Below are 21,973 nucleotides of genomic sequence, written 5' to 3'. Positions count from 1 at the left end.
ACTGGTCAGGCTTCCCAGTATTTTCTGGCGGGCTCCACCTTTCATGTTGAGCTCTGAACTTTAGTGGTTATTTGTCGTTTATTATTCAGGAAAACTGCTCTTATCTGGTCAACTGTATAGTTGATCAGATAAGAGCATTGGTAATTTTTAGCCGCCACTGACGCGCCATTATCAGGCAAGATTGGCAGATTTTATAACTTGCTGAATTGAACTTTAAAGCACATAAAACAATTAGTCGTGAGAATCTATAAGATATTTGATGCCTTTAATTGTGGGGTTGTTGAAGAATGATGGAAGGTAAAGTCTCTTGCCTGATTTTTTCTCAATTTGCTTGCTCATAAAGACCGCCTGAAGGGAGCTTCCCCCTAGTTCAAAAAAACTGTCATGATCATTAATGGAATCTTTAGATAAAGATAATATGCTTTGCCAGATTTCCTTAATCTCTTTTGTTTGAATGGGAGTGAGCGCAGTACTTGCTTTGGATGTAGGAGGTTCGTAGACGTATAATGATTTTCGATCAGATTCAGATAAAGATGTATGATCGTCAGTTTCAGGACATTGCAGGCTTTTTCTGGCAGACAGCTGAATATCCGATAGTTTACCGTCTGAGTTATTCACCATCCTATTTAAAATATGGATATAGTTTGTCCAGAGATAATTGATGGTTTCTTCTTTGAAACAAGAGGTTGCGTAGTCTAATTGAGCAATCATACAGGATGGTTTGTCATCAATAACCAACTTCAGGTCAAACCAGGTTGTGTCTCTTTGATAATGGATGTTTTCAGTGCCGTGAATTTCAGTGTAATCAAAATGTTGTACATTAAACATAACCTGAAACAAAGGGTTTTTCTCAGAGCTTCGGGGATTATTGAGAGCTTCTACTATATGTTGAAAAGGCAGTTCTTTAAGCTGATTAACATATGTAACTTTCTTATGGCAGTCAGATATTAGCTGACTTAATCCTTTGTCCGGTGCGATGTTTGTTCTTATGACTGCAGTGTGTACTAAAAATCCAACCAGTGTTTTAAGTTGTGGATGGTTTCTTGTAGCTACCTGAGTACCAATTGCAATATCATCTGTATCACTGTACCGGCATAACAATAGGCTAAAGGCACTAAGCATAATACTGAAGATGGTAACCGCTTCTTGCTTTGCCAGACTCCGCAATTGATCCGATAGCTCTTCTGACAATACAAAAGATTTAACGTGTCCACGATAATCAAATTGTGGTGGTCGGGGGTAATCGGTTGGCAGATGAAGGGGTCTTAGACCATCAAGTTCATGCCGCCACCAACGTTGTTGCTCCTTAATTAATGAGAGGGGCAGATTTTCCTGTTCCCAAACCGAAAAATCCAGAGAATCAATATCAGGTTCGGGGAGAGATGCCTCAGTACTATTTTTAGTATGGGGACCGGTGGCTAACAACTGGCTTAGTTCTTTAGAGAGGATCTCGAGGGACCAGGCATCAATTGCAATATGATGAAAGAGTAATAACAAAAAATGGTCTGTCTTGTCAGGTGTCTTACTATCCGCAGACAACCATAGCAGCCGCAGAGGGTATTGGGAGGTCAGATCAAAAGGCGTATTGATTTCCTTGTGAATAATAGAGCTAAGTTCGTTGTCATTGATTTGCCGGTAATCAACGCTCAATGTCTGTTCGTGTACCTGTTGAATCATTTCACCATCCTCAGTGGTCGCGAAGCAGGTACGAAGTGCTTTATGGCGGTGGACCAGTTGTTGCACCGAGGCGATAAATCTCTTGCAGGATTGAGCGTCAGAAAGTTTTAATACCCAGGGGATATGGTATGCAGCAGTCCCTTGCTCATACTGTTCGATAAACCAGAGACGTTGTTGCGCGAAGGACATGGGCGCCTGGCTCAGGTGGCGAGCCGGTATCGGCTCAATATCCCGGGTCAGTTCCGGAGCCAGCCGGGCAATGGTCGGATGCTGGAACAACAGGGCGACTGGTACGTCCACCGACAGCGCCTGGGCAATACGCTGGCAAAGTCGTATGGCTAGCAGGGAGTCACCGCCGAGCTGGAAGAAGTTGTCGTGTATGCCGATCTGCTCAATGTTCAGCAGTTCCTGCCAGAGGTCACAGAGTCGTGTTTCGTCGAGGGTAGTGGGTGGAGCGTACTGCACATGACTGCTGATCTCTGGTTCAGGCAGAGCCTTGCGATCCAGTTTGCCAGTGCGGGTCATGGGGAATGACTCAACGGCAATAAAAGCCTTTGGGATCATGTATTCTGGCAGTTCCTGACGCAATTGAGCCTGTAGCGAAGCTTCAACCTGTGGCTGTTCGCAGGTATACCAGCAGACGAGGTAGTCATACTGATCCTGCGAATCATTGCGTCGGCTGCGTGGTTGCACAAAGGCCCCGGTGATGCCGGGTATGGTCGTCAGTGTCTGTTCGATTTCAGCCGGCTCTATTCTGTGCCCCCGGATTTTAACCTGCTGATCGATACGGCCTATGTAAAGCAATTCGCCATTGTCGAGCCACTTGACCTTGTCACCTGTTCGATAGACATGGCCATGTATTCCTGGCGGAAGCGAAGGCACATCTATAAAGGCTGCTTTCGTCAACTCAGGTTGATTCAGATAACCACGGGCCAACCCGTGACCACCGATATACAGTTCGCCTGGAATGCCGACGGGGACTGGCTGCAGGTATTGATCCAGCACATAGACCTGTGTATTGGTTAATGGCTTGCCAATGGATAGGTAATCCCTGTTTTGAGTGGGGCTCAATCGCACCTGGGCAGTAGTGGCGACAACCGCAGTCTCAGCTGGGCCGTAGGCGTTAAATACCAGAGTGTGGTGTGGGCAGGCGGTAATGAACCGGTGAGCAAGGTCGTCATTAAATGTTTCTCCAATGACAAAAACCAGCCTCAGACACTGAAGAGAATCTGAACTTTTTTGTGAAATGGTTTTGAGAAATCTTTCCAGCTGTGTTGGAACAAATATGATGATGGATACAGAGTGTTGACAGATCGTGGTCGCTAATGTGTCCGGGTCATAGCGAACATCAAGCGAAGCAATGACTGTATGCCCTTTTGAAGACATACTAAATAATATTTCCCATATGGAAACATCAAACCCATGGGATATCTTCTGGATAAGAACATCGCTGTGATCCGTGGGATACCGAATCAGGCAGTCCTGAATAAAGTTGACACTGGCCCCGTGTGAAATCATCACCCCTTTTGGCTGTCCGGTGGTGCCGGAGGTGAAGATAATATAAGCGAGTTGATCATGGCTGATCAGTGCGGGCGGGTTGTACAGTGTTTGCTCTGTCCATGATATGTCGTCCAGCATCACGACAGAAACGCTATCCGGTTCATCGTGGTTGTCCCAGAAGCAGGGTTGGTGAGACGTCGTCAACACCATCCGGGATTGTGTGTCATTAAAGATAAAACGAAGACGTTCCACCGGATCGGTATGGTTCACCGGGACATACACGCACCCTGCCTTCAATACCGCCATGGCAGCAAGGTTAAATTCAAGACAGGGCTTACAGCAGACCGTGACACAGGTTTCCGGCGGGATGACACCGTCGCATTGTGCTTTTATTGTCTCCTGAATCATCATTGCCAGCTGGTTGGCCCGGTTGTTGACCTCCCGGTTGGTTAACTGTTGCTCTTCAAATACAAGACAGAGGTTATCCGGGTACTGTTCGGCCTGCTGTTCAAACAACTGGTGCAGCAGGAGGCTTTCCTGGCCTTCGGGCAGGGGAGCGTCGGTCTGGTTCCAGTCAACGACGATCTGCTGGTATTCCTCAACACTGAGCAGGGAGATCTCCCGGGTTAAACACTCCGGCCGGGCAACAAACTGCTCAAGTACCCGCTTATAGTGCTGCCACAGGCGTGTTACGGTCTCTTCCCGGAACAGGGCTGTTGCGTATTCGAGATTGGCATGAAGTCTGTCTTGCTGGTCATCCACTATCAGGGTCAGGTCAAACTTTGTAGTCTGTGCCTCCGGTGGCAGGGGAAGCTGTGATATGCCCTGACCTTGAGCCAGGGTAAAGTGCTGCACAGCAAACATCACCTGGAACAGCGGGTGACGGGAAGGGTCCCGTTCTACCTGCAACTGATCAACCAGCTGCTCAAAGGGAATATCCTGATGCTGTTGCACGACGGCGACTGATTGGTGCACCTGGCGAATCAGTTCACAGCAGGTCTGTTCAGGGGCAAGCCGGGTACGGATCACCAGGGTGTTGGCAAAAAAACCGGCAAGGGATTCCAGCTGCGGGTGCTGGCGATTGGCGACCGGGCTACCAACGGCAACATCGTCCTGACTGCAGTAACGGCTGAGCAGTACGGCAAAGGCACTGAGCATGACCGTGTACAGGGTGGTATTTTCACGATTGGCCAGTTGGCGCAACTGCGCAGAGAGTTCCGGTGACAGCGAACATTGGCAATGGCCACCGCGGTAGTCGATTTGCCGTGGTCGAGGATAATCCAGTGGCAGGTTCAGGGGTTCCAGGTCTGCCAGTTCCTGCTGCCACCATCGGGTCTGGGTTTCCAGCAGCTGGTCCTGCCAGGTTTCCTGCTGCCAGAGGGTGAAGTCCAGGTAATCGATGGGCAATTCGGGAAGCACGGTTTCCGGCGTATTCTGGTGGGATGGCAGTGCGCCCATCACGCCCATCAATAGTGTCAGCTCTCTGGAAAGCATTTCCAGGGACCAGCCGTCCACGGCAATGTGATGAAAGAGTAACAGGAAAATGTCTTCTTCTTGACGGATTTCAGACGCAGCGCCTGGCGGATTATCACTGACCGTAAACCAGACGACGCGAAGCGGATACTGAGTGCTGAGATTAAACGGTGTGTTAATGGAACGGGACAGAGCCGGGTTTAACTCCGCTTTAGCCAGTGTTTTTTGCTCAACCGGTAATGGGCCTTTCTGAACTTGTTGCAGAGGCTGACCATCATCATCCGTGCTGAAAAAAGTCCTTAGGGTTTTATGGCGTTGAACCAGTAGTTGCAAGGCCCCGACCAGCGTTTGTGCCTGCTTTGGCTGATGGAGTTTCAGCACCATGGGAATGTGATAGGCGGCAGTCCCCTGCTCATACTGTTCGATAAACCAGAGACGCTGTTGCGCGAAGGACATGGGCGCCTGGCTCAGGTGGCGGGCCGGTATCGGCTCAATATCCCGGGTTAGTTCCGGAGCCAGCCGGGCAATGGTCGGATGCTGGAACAACAGGGCGACTGGCACGTCCACCGACAGCGCCTGGGCAATACGCTGGCAGAGTCGTATGGCCAGCAGGGAGTCACCGCCGAGCTGGAAGAAGTTGTCGTGTACGCCGATCTGCGCGATGTTCAGCAGTTCCTGCCAGAGGTCACAGAGTCGTGTTTCGTCGGGGGTAGTGGGTGGGGCATACTGCACATGGCTGCTGATCTCTGGTTCAGGCAGAGCCTTGCGATCCAGTTTGCCAGTGCGGGTCATGGGGAATGACTCAACGGCAATAAAAGCCTTTGGGATCATGTATTCTGGCAGTTTCTGACGCAATTGAGCCTGTAGCGACGCTTCAACCTGTGGCTGTTCGCAGGTATACCAGCAGACGAGGTAGTCATACTGATCCTGCGAACCATTGCTTCGGCTGCGTGGTTGCACAAAGGCCCTGGTGATGCCGGGTATGGTCGTCAGTGTCTGTTCGATTTCAGCCGGCTCTATTCTGTGCCCCCGGATTTTAACCTGCTGATCGATACGGCCTATGTAAAGCAATTCGCCATTGTCGAGCCACTTGACCTTGTCACCTGTTCGATAGACATGGCCATGTATTCCTGGCGGAAGCGAAGGCACATCCATAAAGGCTGCTTTCGTCAACTCAGGTTGATTCAGATAACCACGGGCCAACCCGTGACCACCGATATACAGTTCGCCTGGAATGCCGACGGGGACTGGCTGCAGGTATTGATCCAGCACATAGACCCGTGTATTGGTTAATGGCTTGCCAATGGATAGGGAATCTCTGTTTTGAGCGGGACTCAATCGCACCTGGGCAGTAGTGGCAACCCCAGTCTCAGTTGGGCCGTAGGCATTAAATACCAGAGTGTGGTGTGGGCAGACGGTAATGAACCGGTGAGCAAGGTCGTCATTAAATGTTTCTCCACTGACCAAAACCAGCCTCAGACACTGAAGAGAATCTGAACTTTTTTGTGAAATGGTTTTGAGAAATCTTTCCAGCTGTGTTGGAACAAACATGATGATGGATACAGAGTGTTTACAGATCATGGTCGCCAATGTGTCTGGATCATAGCGAGCATCAAGCGAAGCAATGACTGTATGCCCTTTTGAAGACATACTAAATAATATTTCCCATATGGAAACATCAAACCCATGGGATATCTTCTGGATAAGAACATCGCTGTGATCCGTGGGATACCGAACCAGGCAGTCCTGAATAAAGTTGACACTGGCAGCATGTGAAATCATGACACCTTTAGGCTGACCAGTGGTGCCGGAGGTGTAGATTATATAGGCGAGGTGGTCTTTGGTAACCAGTGAGTCCGGATTGTGCCGTGTCAGATCAGCCCATAATATTTTATCCAGCATTACTGCAGAAACGTTTTCCTGATGATCAGGACTGTCCCAGAATGATGGTTGGTGAGACGTTGTCAACACCACCCGGGATCCTGTGTCATTGAGGATAAAACGAAGACGTTCAATTGGGTCGGTATGGTTCACCGGAACATACACGCACCCTGCCTTCAATACCGCCATGGCAGCAAGGTTAAATTCAAGACAGGGCTTACAGCAGACCATGACACAGGTTTCCGGTGGGATGACACCGCCGCATTGTGCTTTTATTGTCTCCTGAATCATCATTGCCAGCTGGTTGGCCCGGTTGTTGACCTCCCGGTTGGTTAACTGCTGCTCTTCAAATACAAGACAGAGGTTATCCGGGTACTGTTCGGCCTGCTGTTCAAACAACTGGTGCAGCAGGAGGCTTTCCTGGCCTTCGGGCAGGGGAGCGTCGGTCTGGTTCCAGTCAACGACGATCTGCTGGTATTCCTCAACACTGAGCAGGGAGATCTCCCGGGTTAAACACTCCGGCCGGGCAACAAACTGCTCAAGTACGCGCTTATAGTGCTGCCACAGGCATGTTACGGTCTCTTCCCGGAACAGGGCTGTTGCGTATTCGAGATTGGCATGAAGTCTGTCTTCCTGGTCATCCACCATCAGGGTCAGGTCAAACTTTGTAGTCTGTGCCTCCGGTGGCAGGGGAAGCTGTGATATGCCCTGACCTTGAGCCAGGGTAAAGTGCTGCACAGCAAACATCACCTGGAACAGCGGGTGACGGGAAGTGTCCCGTTCTACCTGCAACTGATCAACCAGCTGCTCAAAGGGAATATCCTGATGCTGTTGCACGACGGCGACTGATTGGTGCACCTGGCGAATCAGTTCACAGCAGGTCTGTTCAGGGGCAAGCCGGGTACGGATCACCAGGGTGTTGGCAAAAAAACCGGCAAGGGATTCCAGCTGCGGGTGCTGGCGATTGGCGACCGGGCTACCAACGGCAACATCGTCCTGACTGCAGTAACGGCTGAGCAGTACGGCAAAGGCACTGAGCATGACCGTGTACAGGGTGGTATTTTCACGATTGGCCAATTGGCGCAACTGCGCAGAGAGTTCCGGTGACAGCGAACATTGGCAATGGCCACCGCGGTAGTCGATTTGCCGTGGTCGAGGATAATCCAGTGGCAGGTTCAGGGGTTCCAGGTCTGCCAGTTCCTGCTGCCACCATCGGGTCTGGGTTTCCAGCAGCTGGTCCTGCCAGGTTTCCTGCTGCCAGAGGGTGAAGTCCAGGTAATCGATGGGCAATTCGGGAAGCACGGTTTCCGGCGTATTCTGGTGGGATGACAGCGCGCCCATCAATAGTGTCAGCTCTCTGGAAAGCATTTCCAGGGACCAGCCGTCCACGGCAATGTGATGAAAGAGTAACAGGAAAATGTCCTCTTCCTGACCGGTTTCAGACGCAGCGCCCGACGGATTATCACTGACCGTAAACCAGACGACGCGAAGCGGATACTGAGTGCTGAGATTAAACGGTGTGTTAATGGAACGGGACAGAGCCGGGCTTAACTCCGCTTTAGCCAGTGTTTTTTGCTCAACCGGTAATGGGCCTTTCTGAACTTGTTGCAGAGGCTGACCATCATCATCCGTGCTGAAAAAAGTCCTTAGGGTTTTATGGCGTTGAACCAGTAGTTGCAAGGCCCCGACCAGCGTTTGTGCCTGCTTTGGCTGATGGAGTTTCAGCACCATGGGAATGTGATAGGCGGCAGTCCCCTGCTCATACTGTTCGATAAACCAGAGACGCTGTTGCGCGAAGGACATGGGCGCCTGGCTCAGGTGGCGGGCCGGTATCGGCTCAATATCCCGGGTTAGTTCCGGAGCCAGCCGGGCAATGGTCGGATGCTGGAACAACAGGGCGACTGGCACGTCCACCGACAGCGCCTGGGCAATACGCTGGCAGAGTCGTATGGCCAGCAGGGAGTCACCGCCGAGCTGGAAGAAGTTGTCGTGTATGCCGATCTGCGCGATGTTCAGCAGTTCCTGCCAGAGGTCACAGAGTCGTGTTTCGTCGGGGGTAGTGGGTGGGGCATACTGCACATGGCTGCTGATCTCTGGTTCAGGCAGAGCCTTGCGATCCAGTTTGCCAGTGCGGGTCATGGGGAATGACTCAACGGCAATAAAAGCCTTTGGGATCATGTATTCTGGCAGTTTCTGACGCAATTGAGCCTGTAGCGACGCTTCAACCTGTGGCTGTTCGCAGGTATACCAGCAGACGAGGTAGTCATACTGATCCTGAGAATCATTGCTTCGGCTGCGTGGTTGCACAAAGGCCCTGGTGATGCCGGGTATGGTCGTCAGTGTCTGTTCGATTTCAGCCGGCTCTATTCTGTGCCCCCGGATTTTAACCTGCTGATCGATACGGCTTATGTAAAGCAATTCGCCATTGTCGAGCCACTTGACCTTGTCACCTGTTCGATAGACATGGCCGTGTATTGGAAGCGAAGGCACATCTATAAAGGCTGCTTTCGTCAACTCAGGTTGATTCTGATAACCACGGGCCAACCCGTGACCACCGATATACAGTTCGCCTGGAATGCCGACGGGGACTGGCTGCAGGTATTGATCCAGCACATAGACCCGTGTATTGGTTAATGGCTTGCCAATGGATAGGGAATCCCTGTTTTGAGCGGGACTCAATCGCACCTGGGCAGTAGTGGCAACCCCAGTCTCAGTTGGGCCGTAGGCATTAAATACCAGAGTGTGGTGTGGGCAGACGGTAATGAACCGGTGAGCAAGGTCGTCATTAAATGTTTCTCCACTGACCAAAACCAGCCTCAGACACTGAAGAGAATCTGAACTTTTTTGTGAAATGGTTTTGAGAAATCTTTCCAGCTGTGTTGGAACAAACATGATGATGGATACAGAGTGTTTACAGATCATGGTCGCCAATGTGTCTGGATCATAGCGAGCATCAAGCGAAGCAATGACTGTATGCCCTTTTGAAGACATACTAAATAATATTTCCCATATGGAAACATCAAACCCATGGGATATCTTCTGGATAAGAACATCGCTGTGATCCGTGGGATACCGAACCAGGCAGTCCTGAATAAAGTTGACACTGGCCCCGTGTGAAATCATCACACCTTTAGGCTGACCAGTGGTGCCGGAGGTGTAGATTATATAGGCGAGGTGGTCTTTGGTAACCAGTGAGTCCGGATTGTGCCGTGTCAGATCAGCCCATAATATTTTATCCAGCATTACTGCAGAAACGTTTTCCTGATGATCAGGACTGTCCCAGAATGATGGTTGGTGAGACGTTGTCAACACCACCCGGGATCCTGTGTCATTGAGGATAAAACGAAGACGTTCAATTGGGTCGGTATGGTTCACCGGAACATACACGCACCCTGCCTTCAATACCGCCATGGCAGCAATGTTAAATTCAAGACAGGGCTTACAGCAGACCATGACACAGGTTTCCGGTGGGATGACACCGTCGCATTGTGCTTTTATTGTCTCCTGAATCATCATTGCCAGCTGGTTGGCCCGGTTGTTGACCTCCCGGTTGGTTAACTGCTGCTCTTCAAATACAAGACAGAGGTTATTGGGATACTGTTTGGCCTGCTGTTCAAACAACTGGTGCAGCAGGAGGCTTTCCTGGCCTTCGGGCAGGAGAGCGTCGGTCTGGTTCCAGTCAACGACGATCTGCTGGTATTCCTCAACACTGAGCAGGGAGATCTCCCGGGTTAAACACTCAGGCCGGGCAATAAACTGCTCAAGTACGCGCTTATAGTGCTGCCACAGGCGTGTTACGGTCTCTTCCCGGAACAGGGCTGTTGCGTATTCGATATTGGCATGAAGTCTGTCTTCCTGGTCATCCACCATCAGGGTCAGGTCAAACTTTGTAGTCTGTGCCTCCGGTGGCAGGGGAAGCTGTGATATGCCCTGACCTTGAGCCAGGGTAAAGTGCTGCACGGCAAACATCACCTGGAACAGCGGGTGACGGGAAGGGTCCCGTTCTACCTGCAACTGATCAACCAGCTGCTCAAAGGGAATATCCTGATGCTGTTGCACGACGGCGACTGATTGGTGCACCTGGCGAATCAGTTCACGACAGGTCTGTTCAGGGGCAAGCCGGGTACGGATCACCAGGGTGTTGGCAAAAAAACCGGCAAGGGATTCCAGCTGCGGGTGCTGGCGATTGGCGACCGGGCTACCAACGGCAACATCGTCCTGACTGCAGTAACGGCTGAGCAGTACGGCAAAGGCACTGAGCATGACCGTGTACAGGGTGGTATTTTCACGATTGGCCAGTTGGCGCAACTGCGTAGAGAGTTCCGGTGACAGCGAACATTGGCAATGGCCACCGCGGTAGTCGATTTGCCGTGGTCGAGGATAATCCAGTGGCAGTTTCAGGGGTTCCAGGTCTGCCAGTTCCTGCTGCCACCATCGGGTCTGGGTTTCCAGCAGCTGGTCCCGCCAGGTTTCCTGCTGCCAGAGGGTGAAGTCCAGGTAATCGATGGGCAATTCGGGAAGCACGGTTTCCGGCGTATTCTGGTGGGATGGCAGTGCGCCCATCACGCCCATCAATAGTGTCAGCTCTCTGGAAAGAACTTCCAGGGACCAGCCGTCCACGGCAATGTGATGAAAGAGTAACAGGAAAATGTCTTCTTCCTGACGGGTTTCAGAGGCAGCGCCTGACGGATTATCACTGACCGTAAACCAGACGACGCGAAGCGGATACTGAGTGCTGAGATTAAACGGTGTGTTAATGGAACGGGACAGAGCCGGGTTTAACTCCGCTTTAGCCAGTGTTTTTTGCTCAACCGGTAATGGGTCTTTCTGAACTTGTTGCAGAGGCTGACCATCATCATCCGTGCTGAAAAAAGTCCTCAGGGTTTTATGACGTTGAACCAGTAGTTGCAAGGCCCCGACCAGCGTTTGTGCCTGTTTTGGCTGATGGAGTTTCAGCACCATGGGAATGTGATAGGCGGCAGTCCCCTGCTCATACTGTTCGATAAACCAGAGACGCTGTTGCGCGAAGGACATGGGCGCCTGGCTCAGGTGGCGGGCCGGTATCGGCTCAATATCCCGGGTCAGTTCCGGAGCCAGCCGGGCAATGGTCGGATGCTGGAACAACAGGGCGACTGGTACGTCCACCGACAGCGCCTGGGAAATACGCTGGCAGAGTCGTATGGCCAGCAGTGAGTCACCGCCGAGCTGGAAGAAGTTGTCGTGTATGCCGATCTGCTCAATGTTCAGCAGTTCCTGCCAGAGGTCACAGAGTCGTGTTTCGCTAGGTGTGCCGGGCGCCGTGTACTGTTTTCTCTCTGGTATGGATTCAACGCTGGAAAACTGTTTTCGATCTATTTTTCCACTGGCTAACCTGGGGAGTGTCTGTAACATATGCACGTGCTGTGGCAGCATCCACTCAGGGAGTTGTTGAGACAGTAATCCCCGAACTTTCTCTGCGTCAAGCCCCAGAACCTGGTTCGATTGCCTGGCCACAAAAAGCCGTAAATCCAAAGCGGCTGCCAGACCGCCTGTGGGGGTTGCACCGCTCTGGGCAACAGAGAACAGACGGTTGAGTCGATCAAGCCACTGATTTTCACTTAATAAGTCATGTTCACGATCGTCCTGATATTCATCACTGCCTACCTGAAGGCCTTTAAATAGATCCATTTGTGGCCAATATGTACACCCTTCAATGAAGAACAAGACTCCCCCGGGGCTTAGCAGGCTGCGAATATCTTCAAGGGCATGATCAATAACGTGAGCAACGTGCAAACTGTTTGAGGCGAATATGAAATCGAAGCTTGCCGGGTTTATACCCTGGAGTGATGATGCTTTATTAAGATCAAAAAAACGATATTCCATGCATGTGTCACCGTACTCTGCTCGTGCTTCCTTGAGAAAGAGGTCGGATACATCCGTAAAGACATAGTTAAATTCATGATTGGATTCACGCAGGAGAGGTATAATATGGCGTGTCAATGACCCCATGCCTGCCCCAATTTCCAGGCATCGGACCGGGCTATCCTGCTGGCTGCCTGAGGTGGCCAACAAGGCTGTGATCAGTTTTTCGATTTGTTGAAAGCAATAAAGGTGAGAATGCTGGTACATAATGTCAGTATTCTCTGTAAGGTAGATTTCTGCTGCATGCCTTCGACCCGTAATAATAGAAATCAGATCAAGGCTATTAACACTCCCGGTCGGTTGGTTGTTTTGGTTGTTTTGGTTGTTTTGGTTGTTTTGTTTGTTATGAGTAGCCAGATATGTTTTTACTGGTATCAGGCACCGATAGGGCACGGCATCATTTTCCGGATGCGGCTTTTGGCCGGTCAGGATGTTCTCACTGACAAGATGGTTCAGGCAACGTGTTAACCAACGTGTAAAGCGGGGCAGAATAGAACCATGGGCCATGACCTGTTGTACGGTCAGTGCTTCACCGGGCTTACTAAAAAGCCTCAGGTTATCGAACATCTCACAGAGCGTCAGGGTGAAAATACGACATTGGATTTTTATGTGCTGGTGAAAATAATGGTTGGCATCAGTGGATGAAAGCTCACGGCCACAGATTGTGCGTTGAAGCGATTTCTCCGCTTCATTATCCGGCTTGCTCAGATGGTGTTGAATGATTGAATTATCAAACTGCAATCCCGGTGGTGGTACAGGGCTGAATAGAACAGCATTGGGACTATCTGGAGTTACCCAGGCAACCAGCTGATTATCCCTGGCAATAACAACAGCATCCTTGAGTCCGGGAAGTTGTTTCAGCGACGCTTCTAACTCACCCAGCTCCACCCGGTGTCCATGGATTTTCACCTGGGTATCTTCCCGCCCTTCAAAGACCAGGAGGCCTTCCCCATCAAGATGCCCCAGGTCACCGGTCCGGTATAAATGACCATAGTCTGGATGCTCAATAAAGGCGGACGCTGTCTTTTGCGGGTCACCCAGGTAGCCCTGCGCCAGCCCGGCACCACCGATGCACAGCTCACCGGTCACCCCCGGTGGGCACAGTAGCCGACTGTCCGGCTGCAGAATGTAGAACTGCTGGTTAGCCAGCGGCGTGCCGTAGGGAATGGATGACCAGTGTTGTTTACTCTCCGTTACGGTATCCGTCACGGTAAAGCAGTTGGACCAGATGGCCGCTTCCGTTGCGCCACCCAGGGCGAGCACCTGAATGCCCGGTGCTGCCTCACGCAGCCTGTCCGGCAGGGTCAGGGGAATCCAGTCACCACTGAGCAGGGCCAGGCGCAGGCTGCCCAGGGCACCCGCCGGTGCCGCTTCAATCAGCAGTTCCGCCAGCGCAGGGACGGTATTCCAGACCGTGACCCGGTGCTGTTCTACCTGGTGACGCCAGTGTTGAGGCGATTTCACCAGGCAGTTGTCCGGTAATACCAGGGTGGCCCCGGCACAGAGCGTACCAAAGATATCCCACACCGACAGGTCAAAAGAGAGGGCGGACAAGCCGTATACCCGGTCTTCAGCGTTCAGTGACACACGACGGTTCACATCCCGGAGCGTATTCAGCACCGCCCGGTGGGTCATCATGACGCCTTTGGGGGTGCCGGTGGAACCGGAAGTGAAGATGATGTAGGCCAGGTCGTCCGGTTGGGTACGGGGTAATTCGACCTGATGATTGGCTGGTTCACCGTCGTCAATCAGCAGCATGGTCACGGCATCCGACGCCAGCGAATGCAGATTACCAGCCCATTCAGCATCGGTCACCACCACCGGCTGATCCAGTTGCGCCAACACCTGCCGGATACGGGCGATGGGCCATTCCGGGTTCAGGGGCACGTAGAAGGCACCGGTCAACAGGGTCGCCAGTACCGCTGTCACCTGCCCGGCACTTTTCTCCAGGTAAATGGCCACCGGGCTACAGGGCTGAACACCCTGATCCATCATGACGCCAGCCAGTGAACGGGCCCTGGCCAGTAATGTCTGGTAATCCAGCGTTTCATCACTGCTGACCAGGGCGGGTTGCCTGCTCCGTTGTTCAGCCTGTTGCAGAATGTCCGTCAGCAGGGTGGCCCGGTCATTATCCGCCCATGCATAATCCGTGTCGTTTAATGCCTGCCACAGGACAAGATCCGGTTGTGGGAGGGAAGGGGGCACCGGTGCTTTCCAGCACTGTGGCGCGGTCGCCAGGGTCTGCAGCAGGGAGTTCCAGCTGGCAAACAGGCTGTTCAGCACGGCCGGGTCAAACAACTGCTCGACAGCATCCCAGTTGTAGACCAACGCACCATTGAGCTCCATCACCTGGTGATCCAGCCAGACCTGCGGGGTCTGGGAGATGGCATAACCGGGCGTGCCGAACAGCGGGTTGTCCATCAATGTGTCCAGTGCCTGGTGGTCCAGCCCCAGGGTGGAGGTAAAGACCACGGGCATCAGGACATCGGTACTGGTTTGCTGGCGCAGGGCACGGAGCACCTCCACGCCACTGAACAACCGGTGTGATAAATCAGACGACAACTGTTGTTGCACACGCTGGGCCTGCGACAGGAAATCCACAGTGGGGTCAGGGTGAATTTCCAGCAGGCTCAGGGCGGTGAAGTCGCCAATGATCCGGTCGACCTCCTCATGCACCGGCAGTCGCTGGAAGGTGGTCAGGTTCAGGGTCATGGCCGGTTCCCGGCACCAGCGGGCCAGCACCAGGGACCAGGCGGTTAACAGGACGGCATTGGCCGTCAGTCCCTGCTGACGGGCCTGGTTCTGCAGTGCCTGCCAGTGTTCAGGCGACAGTGTGCCGGAGCGCCGGACAAAGCGCGGTTGTTCTTCAGGTGCCAGGGCTGTCACCGGTAACTGGGGTGCCGGTGGCAGGGTATCAAGCCGTTCCAGCCAGTAGTCGCGGTCCCGGAGACGGGCCGGATGATCCTCCGGCACTGCCAGCAAATAGTCTCGGAAGGTCAGCTGCAGTGGCGGGTAGACAACCTCCGGATGTTGGTAGCGATCGGCCAGTTCGGCAAAGATCAGCAAGAAACTGCCGGCGTCAGCGACCAGGGAGTCCATACGGAACAGCAAGCGGCCACGCTGGTTGGGTAACCGAATCAACTGACAGTCGAACAGGGGCCATTGTTCAGGATCGCTGACCCGGTGAGACTCGTTCTGTCGTATAGCCAGCAGATGCTGTTCCAGTGCCGCCGGGTCATTCAGGGCGGTCAGGTCGGTGATGGCAAGGGCAAAGTCAGGTACTTCTGCCAGTACCTGTTGCTCACCGGAGGGCAGGATAACGGTACGCAGCATATCGTGGCGATCCACCAGGGTCTGCCATGCCTGCTCCAGGCGGCGAACATCCAGCTGTCCAATGTCGTCCAGATCCCACTCCATGTAAGCTTGCGTAGCCACCTGTCCCAGCTCAAAACCGGACTGCCGTCCGAGCCAGTAGGCCTGTTGAATGGCGTTGAGGGGAAAGGGCTCAAAGCGGTGATCAGGTTCAGGCACCAGGGCGGGCAGCTGCATCTGCGGCAGGGTCTCCAGCGATTGAATGTGTTGAGCCAGTGCCGTGACCGTGGGGTGCTGGAACAGCAAGGCGACGGGCACCTCTATCGAAAACACCTGACCAATACACTGGCAGAGTCGTATGGCCAGCAGGGAGTCACCGCCGAGCTGGAAGAAGTTGTCGTGTATACCGATCTGCCCGATGTTCAGCAGTTCCTGCCAGAGGTCACAGAGTCGTGTTTCGTCGGGGGTAGTGGGTGGAGCATACTGCACATGGCTGCTGATCTCTGGTTCAGGCAGAGCCTTGCGATCCAGTTTGCCAGTGCGGGTCATGGGGAATGACTCAACGGCAATAAAAGCCTTTGGGATCATGTATTCTGGCAGTTTCTGACGCAATTGAGCCTGTAGCGAAGCTTCAACCTGTGGCTGTTCGCAGGTATACCAGCAGACGAGGTAGTCATACTGATCCTGCCAATCATTGCTTCGGCTGCGTGGTTGCACAAAGGCCCTGGTGATGCCGGGTATGGTCGTCAGTGTCTGTTCGATTTCAGCCGGCTCTATTCTGTGCCCCCGGATTTTAACCTGCTGATCGATACGGCCTATGTAGAGCAATTCGCCATTGTTGAGCCACTTGACCTTGTCACCTGTTCGATAGACATGGTCATGTATTCCTGGCGGAAGCGAAGGCACATCTATAAAGGCTGCTTTCGTCAACTCAGGTTGATTCAGATAACTACGGGCCAACCCGTGACCACCGATATACAGTTCGCCTGGAATCCCGACGGGGACTGGCTGCAGATATTGATCCAGCACATAGACCCGTGTATTGGTTAATGGCTTGCCAATGGATAGGGAATCCCTGTTTTGAGCGGGGCTCAATCGCACCTGGGCAGTAGTGGCGATAACCGCAGTCTCAGCTGGGCCGTAGGCATTAAATACCAGAGTGTGGTGTGGGCAGGCGGTAATGAACCGGTGAGCAAGGTCGTCATCAAATGTTTCTCCACTGACAAAAACCAGCCTCAGACACTGAAGGGAATCTGAACTTTTTTGTGAAATGGTTTTGAGAAATCTTTCCAGCTGTGTTGGAACAAATATGATGATGGATACAGAGTGTTGACAGATCATGGTCGCCAATGTGTCCGGGTCATAGCGAGCATCAAGAGAAGCAATTACCGTATGCCCTTTTGAAGACATACTAAAAAATATTTCCCATATGGAAACATCAAACCCATGGGATATCTTCTGGATAAGAACATCGCTGTGATCCGTGGGATACCGAACCAGGCAGTCCTGAATAAAGTTGACACTGGCCCCGTGTGAAATCATCACCCCTTTTGGCTGTCCGGTGGTGCCGGAGGTGAAGATAATATAAGCGAGTTGATCATGGCTGATCAGTGCGGGCGGGTTGTACAGTGTTTGGTCTGTCCATGATATGTCGTCCAGCATCACGACAGAAACGCTATCCGGTTTATCGTGGTTGTCCCAGAAGCAGGGTTGGTGAGACGTCGTCAATACCATCCGGGATTGTGTGTCATTAAAGATAAAACGAAGACGTTCCACCGGATCGGTATGGTTCACCGGAACATACACGCACCCTGCCTTCAATACCGCCATGGCAGCAATGTTAAATTCAAGACAGGGCTTACAGCAGACCATGACACAGGTTTCCGGTGGGATGACACCGTCGCATTGTGCTTTTATTGTCTCCTGAATCATCATTGCCAGCTGGTTGGCCCGGTTGTTGACCTCCCGGTTGGTTAACTGCTGCTCTTCAAATACAAGACAGAGGTTATCCGGGTACTGTTCGGCCTGCTGTTCAAACAACTGGTGCAGCAGGAGGCTTTCCTGGCCTTCGGGCAGGGGAGCGTCGGTCTGGTTCCAGTCAACGACGATCTGCTGGTATTCCTCAGCACTGAGCAGGGAGATCTCCCGGGTTAAACACTCCGGCCGGGCAACAAACTGCTCAATTACGCGCTTATAGTGCTGCCACAGGCGTGTTACGGTCTCTTCCCGGAACAGGGCTGTTGCGTATTCGAGATTGGCATGAAGTCTGTCTTCCTGGTCATCCACTATCAGGGTCAGGTCAAACTTTGTAGTCTGTGCCTCCGGTGGCAGGGGAAGCTGTGATATGCCCTGACCTTGAGCCAGGGTAAAGTGCTGCACAGCAAACATCACCTGGAACAGCGGGTGACGGGAAGCGTCCCGTTCTACCTGCAACTGATCAACCAGCTGCTCAAAGGGAATATCCTGATGCTGTTGCACGACGGCGACTGATTGGTGCACCTGGCGAATCAGTTCACGACAGGTCTGTTCAGGGGCAAGCCGGGTACGGATCACCAGGGTGTTGGCAAAAAAACCGGCAAGGGATTCCAGCTGCGGGTGCTGGCGATTGGCGACCGGGCTACCAACGGCAACATCGTCCTGACTGCAGTAACGGCTGAGCAGTAGGGCAAAGGCACTGAGCATGACCGTGTACAGGGTGGTATTTTCACGATTGGCCAGTTGGCGCAACTGCGCAGAGAGTTCCGGTGACAGCGAACATTGGCAATGGCCACCGCGGTAGTCGATTTGCCGTGGTCGAGGATAATCCAGTGGCAGGTTCAGGGGTTCCAGGTCTGCCAGTTCCTGCTGCCACCATCGGGTCTGGGTTGCCAGCAGCTGGTCCTGCCAGGTTTCCTGCTGCCAGAGGGTGAAGTCCAGGTAATCAATGGGCAATTCGGGAAGCACGGTTTCCAGCGTATTCTGGTGGGATGACAGTGCGCCCATCACGCCCATCAATAGTGTCAGCTCTCTGGAAAGCATTTCCAGGGACCAGCCGTCCACGGCAATGTGATGAAAGAGTAACAGGAAAATGTCTTCTTCCTGACGGGTTTCAGACGCAGCGCCTGACGGATTATCACTGACCGTAAACCAGACGACGCGAAGCGGATACTGAGTGCTGAGATTAAACGGTGTGTTAATGGAACGGGACAGAGCCGGGCTTAACTCCGCTTTAGCCAGTGTTTTTTGCTCAACCGGTAATGGGTCTTTCTGAACTTGTTGCAGAGGCTGACCATCATCATCCGTGCTGAAAAAAGTCCTCAGGGTTTTATGGCGTTGAACCAGTAGTTGCAAGGCCCCGACCAGCGTTTGTGCCTGCTTTGGCTGATGGAGTTTCAGCACCATGGGAATGTGATAGGCGGCAGTCCCCTGCTCATACTGTTCGATAAACCAGAGACGCTGTTGCGCGAAGGACATGGGCGCCTGGCTCAGGTGGCGGGCCGGTATCGGCTCAATATCCCGGGTCAGTTCCGAAGCCAGCCGGGCAATGGTCGGATGCTGGAACAACAGGGCGACTGGTACGTCCACCGACAGCGCCTGGGCAATACGCTGGCAGAGTCGTATGGCCAGCAGGGAGTCACCGCCGAGCTGGAAGAAGTTGTCGTGTATGCCGATCTGCTCGATGTTCAGCAGTTCCTGCCAGAGGTCACAGAGTCGTGTTTCGTTAGGTGTGCCGGGCGCCGTGTACTGTTTTCTTTCTGGTATGGATTCGACGCTGGAAAACTGTTTTCGATCTATTTTTCCACTGGCTAACCTGGGGAGTGTCCGTAACATATGCACGTGCTGTGGCAGCATCCACTCAGGGAGTTGTTGAGACAGTAATCCCCGAACTTTCTCTGCGTCAAGGCCCAGAACCTGGTTCGATTGCCTGGCCACAAAAAGCCGTAAATCCAAAGCGGCTGCCAGACCGCCTGTGGGGGTTGCACCGCTCTGGGCAACAGAGAACAGACGGTTGAGTCGATCAAGCCACTGATTTTCACTTAATAAGTCATGTTCACGATCGTCCTGATATTCATCACTGCCTACCTGAAGGCCTTTAAATAGATCCATTTGCGGCCAATATGTACACCCTTCAATGAAGAACAAGACTCCCCCGGGGCTCAGCAGGCTGCGAATATCTTCAAGGGCATGATCGATAACGTGAGCAACGTGCAAACTGTTTGAGGCGAATATGAAATCGAAGCTTGCCGGGTTTATACCCTGGAGTGATGGTGCTTTATTAAGATCAAAAAAACGATATTCCATGCATGTATCACCGTACTCTGCTCGTGCTTCCTTGAGAAAGAGGCTGGATACATCCGTAAAGACATAGTTAAATTCATGTTTGGATTCACGCAGGAGAGGTATAATATGCCGTGTCAATGACCCGATGCCTGCCCCAATTTCCAGGCATCGGACCGGGCTATCCTGCTGGCTGCCTGAGGTGGTTAACAAGGCTGTGATCAGTTTTTCGATTTGTTGAAAGCAATAAAGGTGAGAATGCTGGTACATAATGTCAGTATTCTCTGTAAGGTAGATTTCTGCTGCATGCCTTCGACCCGTAATAATAGTAATCAGATCAAGGCTATTAACACTCCCGGTCGGTTGGTTGTTTTGTTTGTTATGAGTAGCCAGATATGTTTTTACCGGTATCAGGCACCGGTAGGACACGGCATCATTTTCCGGATGCGGCTTTTGGCCGGTCAGGATGTTCTCACTGACAAGATGGTTCAGGCAACGTGTTAACCAACGTGTAAAGCGGGGCAGAATAGAACCATGGGCTATGACCTGTTGTGCGGTCAGTGCTTCACCGGGCTTGCTAAAAAGCCCCAGGTTATCGAACATCTCACAGAGCGTCAGGGTGAAAATACGACATTGGATTTTTATGTGCTGGTGAAAATAATGGTTGGCATCAGTGGATGAAAGCTCACGGCCACAGATTGTGCGTTGAAGCGATTTCTCCGCTTCATTATCCGGCTTGCCCAGATGGTGTTGAATGATTGAATTATCAAACTGCAATCCCGGTGGTGGTACAGGGCTGAATAGAACAGCATTGGGACTATCTGGAGTGACCCAGGCAACCAGCTGATTATCCCTGGCAATAACAACAGCATCCTTGAGTCCGGGAAGCTGTTTCAGCGACGCTTCTAACTCACCCAGCTCCACCCGGTGTCCATGGATTTTTACCTGGGTATCTTCCCGCCCTTCAAAGACCAGGAGGCCTTCCCCATCAAGATGCCCCAGGTCACCGGTCCGGTATAAATGACCATAGTCTGGATGCTCAATAAAGGCGGACGCTGTCTTTTGCGGGTCACCCAGGTAGCCCTGCGCCAGCCCGGCACCACCGATGCACAGCTCACCGGTCACCCCCGGTGGGCACAGTAGCCGGCTGTCCGGCTGCAGAATGTAGAACTGCTGGTTAGCCAGCGGCGTGCCGTAGGGAATGGATGACCAGTGTTGCTTACTCTCGGTTACGGTAAAGCAGTTGGACCAGATGGCTGCTTCCGTTGCGCCACCCAGGGCGAGCACCTGAATGCCCGGTGCTGCCTCACGCAGCCTGTCCGGCAGGGTCAGGGGAATCCAGTCACCACTGAGCAGGGCCAGGCGCAGGCTGCCCAGGGCATCCGCCGGTGCCGCTTCAATCAGCAGTTCCGCCAGCGCAGGGACGGTATTCCAGACCGTGACCCGGTGCTGTTCCACCTGGTGACGCCAGTGTTGAGGCGATTTCACCAGGCAGCTGTCCGGTAATACCAGGGTGGCCCCGGCACAGAGCGTACCAAAGATATCCCACACCGACAGGTCAAAAGAGAGGGCGGACAAGCCGTATACCCGGTCTTCAGCGTTCAGTGACACACGACGGTTCACATCCCGGAGCGTATTCAGCACCGCCCGGTGGGTCATCATGACGCCTTTGGGGGTGCCAGTGGAACCGGAAGTGAAGATGATGTAGGCCAGGTCGTCCGGTTGGGTACGGGGTAATTCGACCTGATGATTGGCTGGTTCAGCGTCGTCAATCAGCAGCGTGGTCACGGCATCCGATGCCAGCGAATGCAGATTACCAGCCCATTCAGCATCGGTCACCACCACCGGCTGATCCAGTTGCGCCAACACCTGCCGGATACGGGCGATGGGCCATTCCGGGTTCAGGGGCACGTAGAAGGCACCGGTCAACAGGGTCGCCAGTACCGCTGTCACCTGCCCGATACTTTTCTCC

General features: G+C 52.8%; 1 protein-coding gene (only partly in view). It reads right to left on the bottom strand.

Translation table 11 applies throughout. The features are described 5' to 3' along the window. Nucleotides 1-231 precede the first annotated feature (231 nt). Nucleotides 232-21,973: the final stretch of a non-ribosomal peptide synthase/polyketide synthase gene (locus tag ACOMG9_RS20290; protein WP_494529299.1), read on the bottom strand. It continues 43,547 nt past the right edge of the window; 21,742 of the gene's 65,289 nt are visible here — the last part of the coding sequence; its start codon lies beyond the right edge, outside the window; the stop codon is at nucleotides 232-234.

It is taken from the genome of Endozoicomonas sp. PH6C (assembly GCF_059322965.1).
This window is presented reverse-complemented; position numbering and strand designations above follow the sequence as displayed.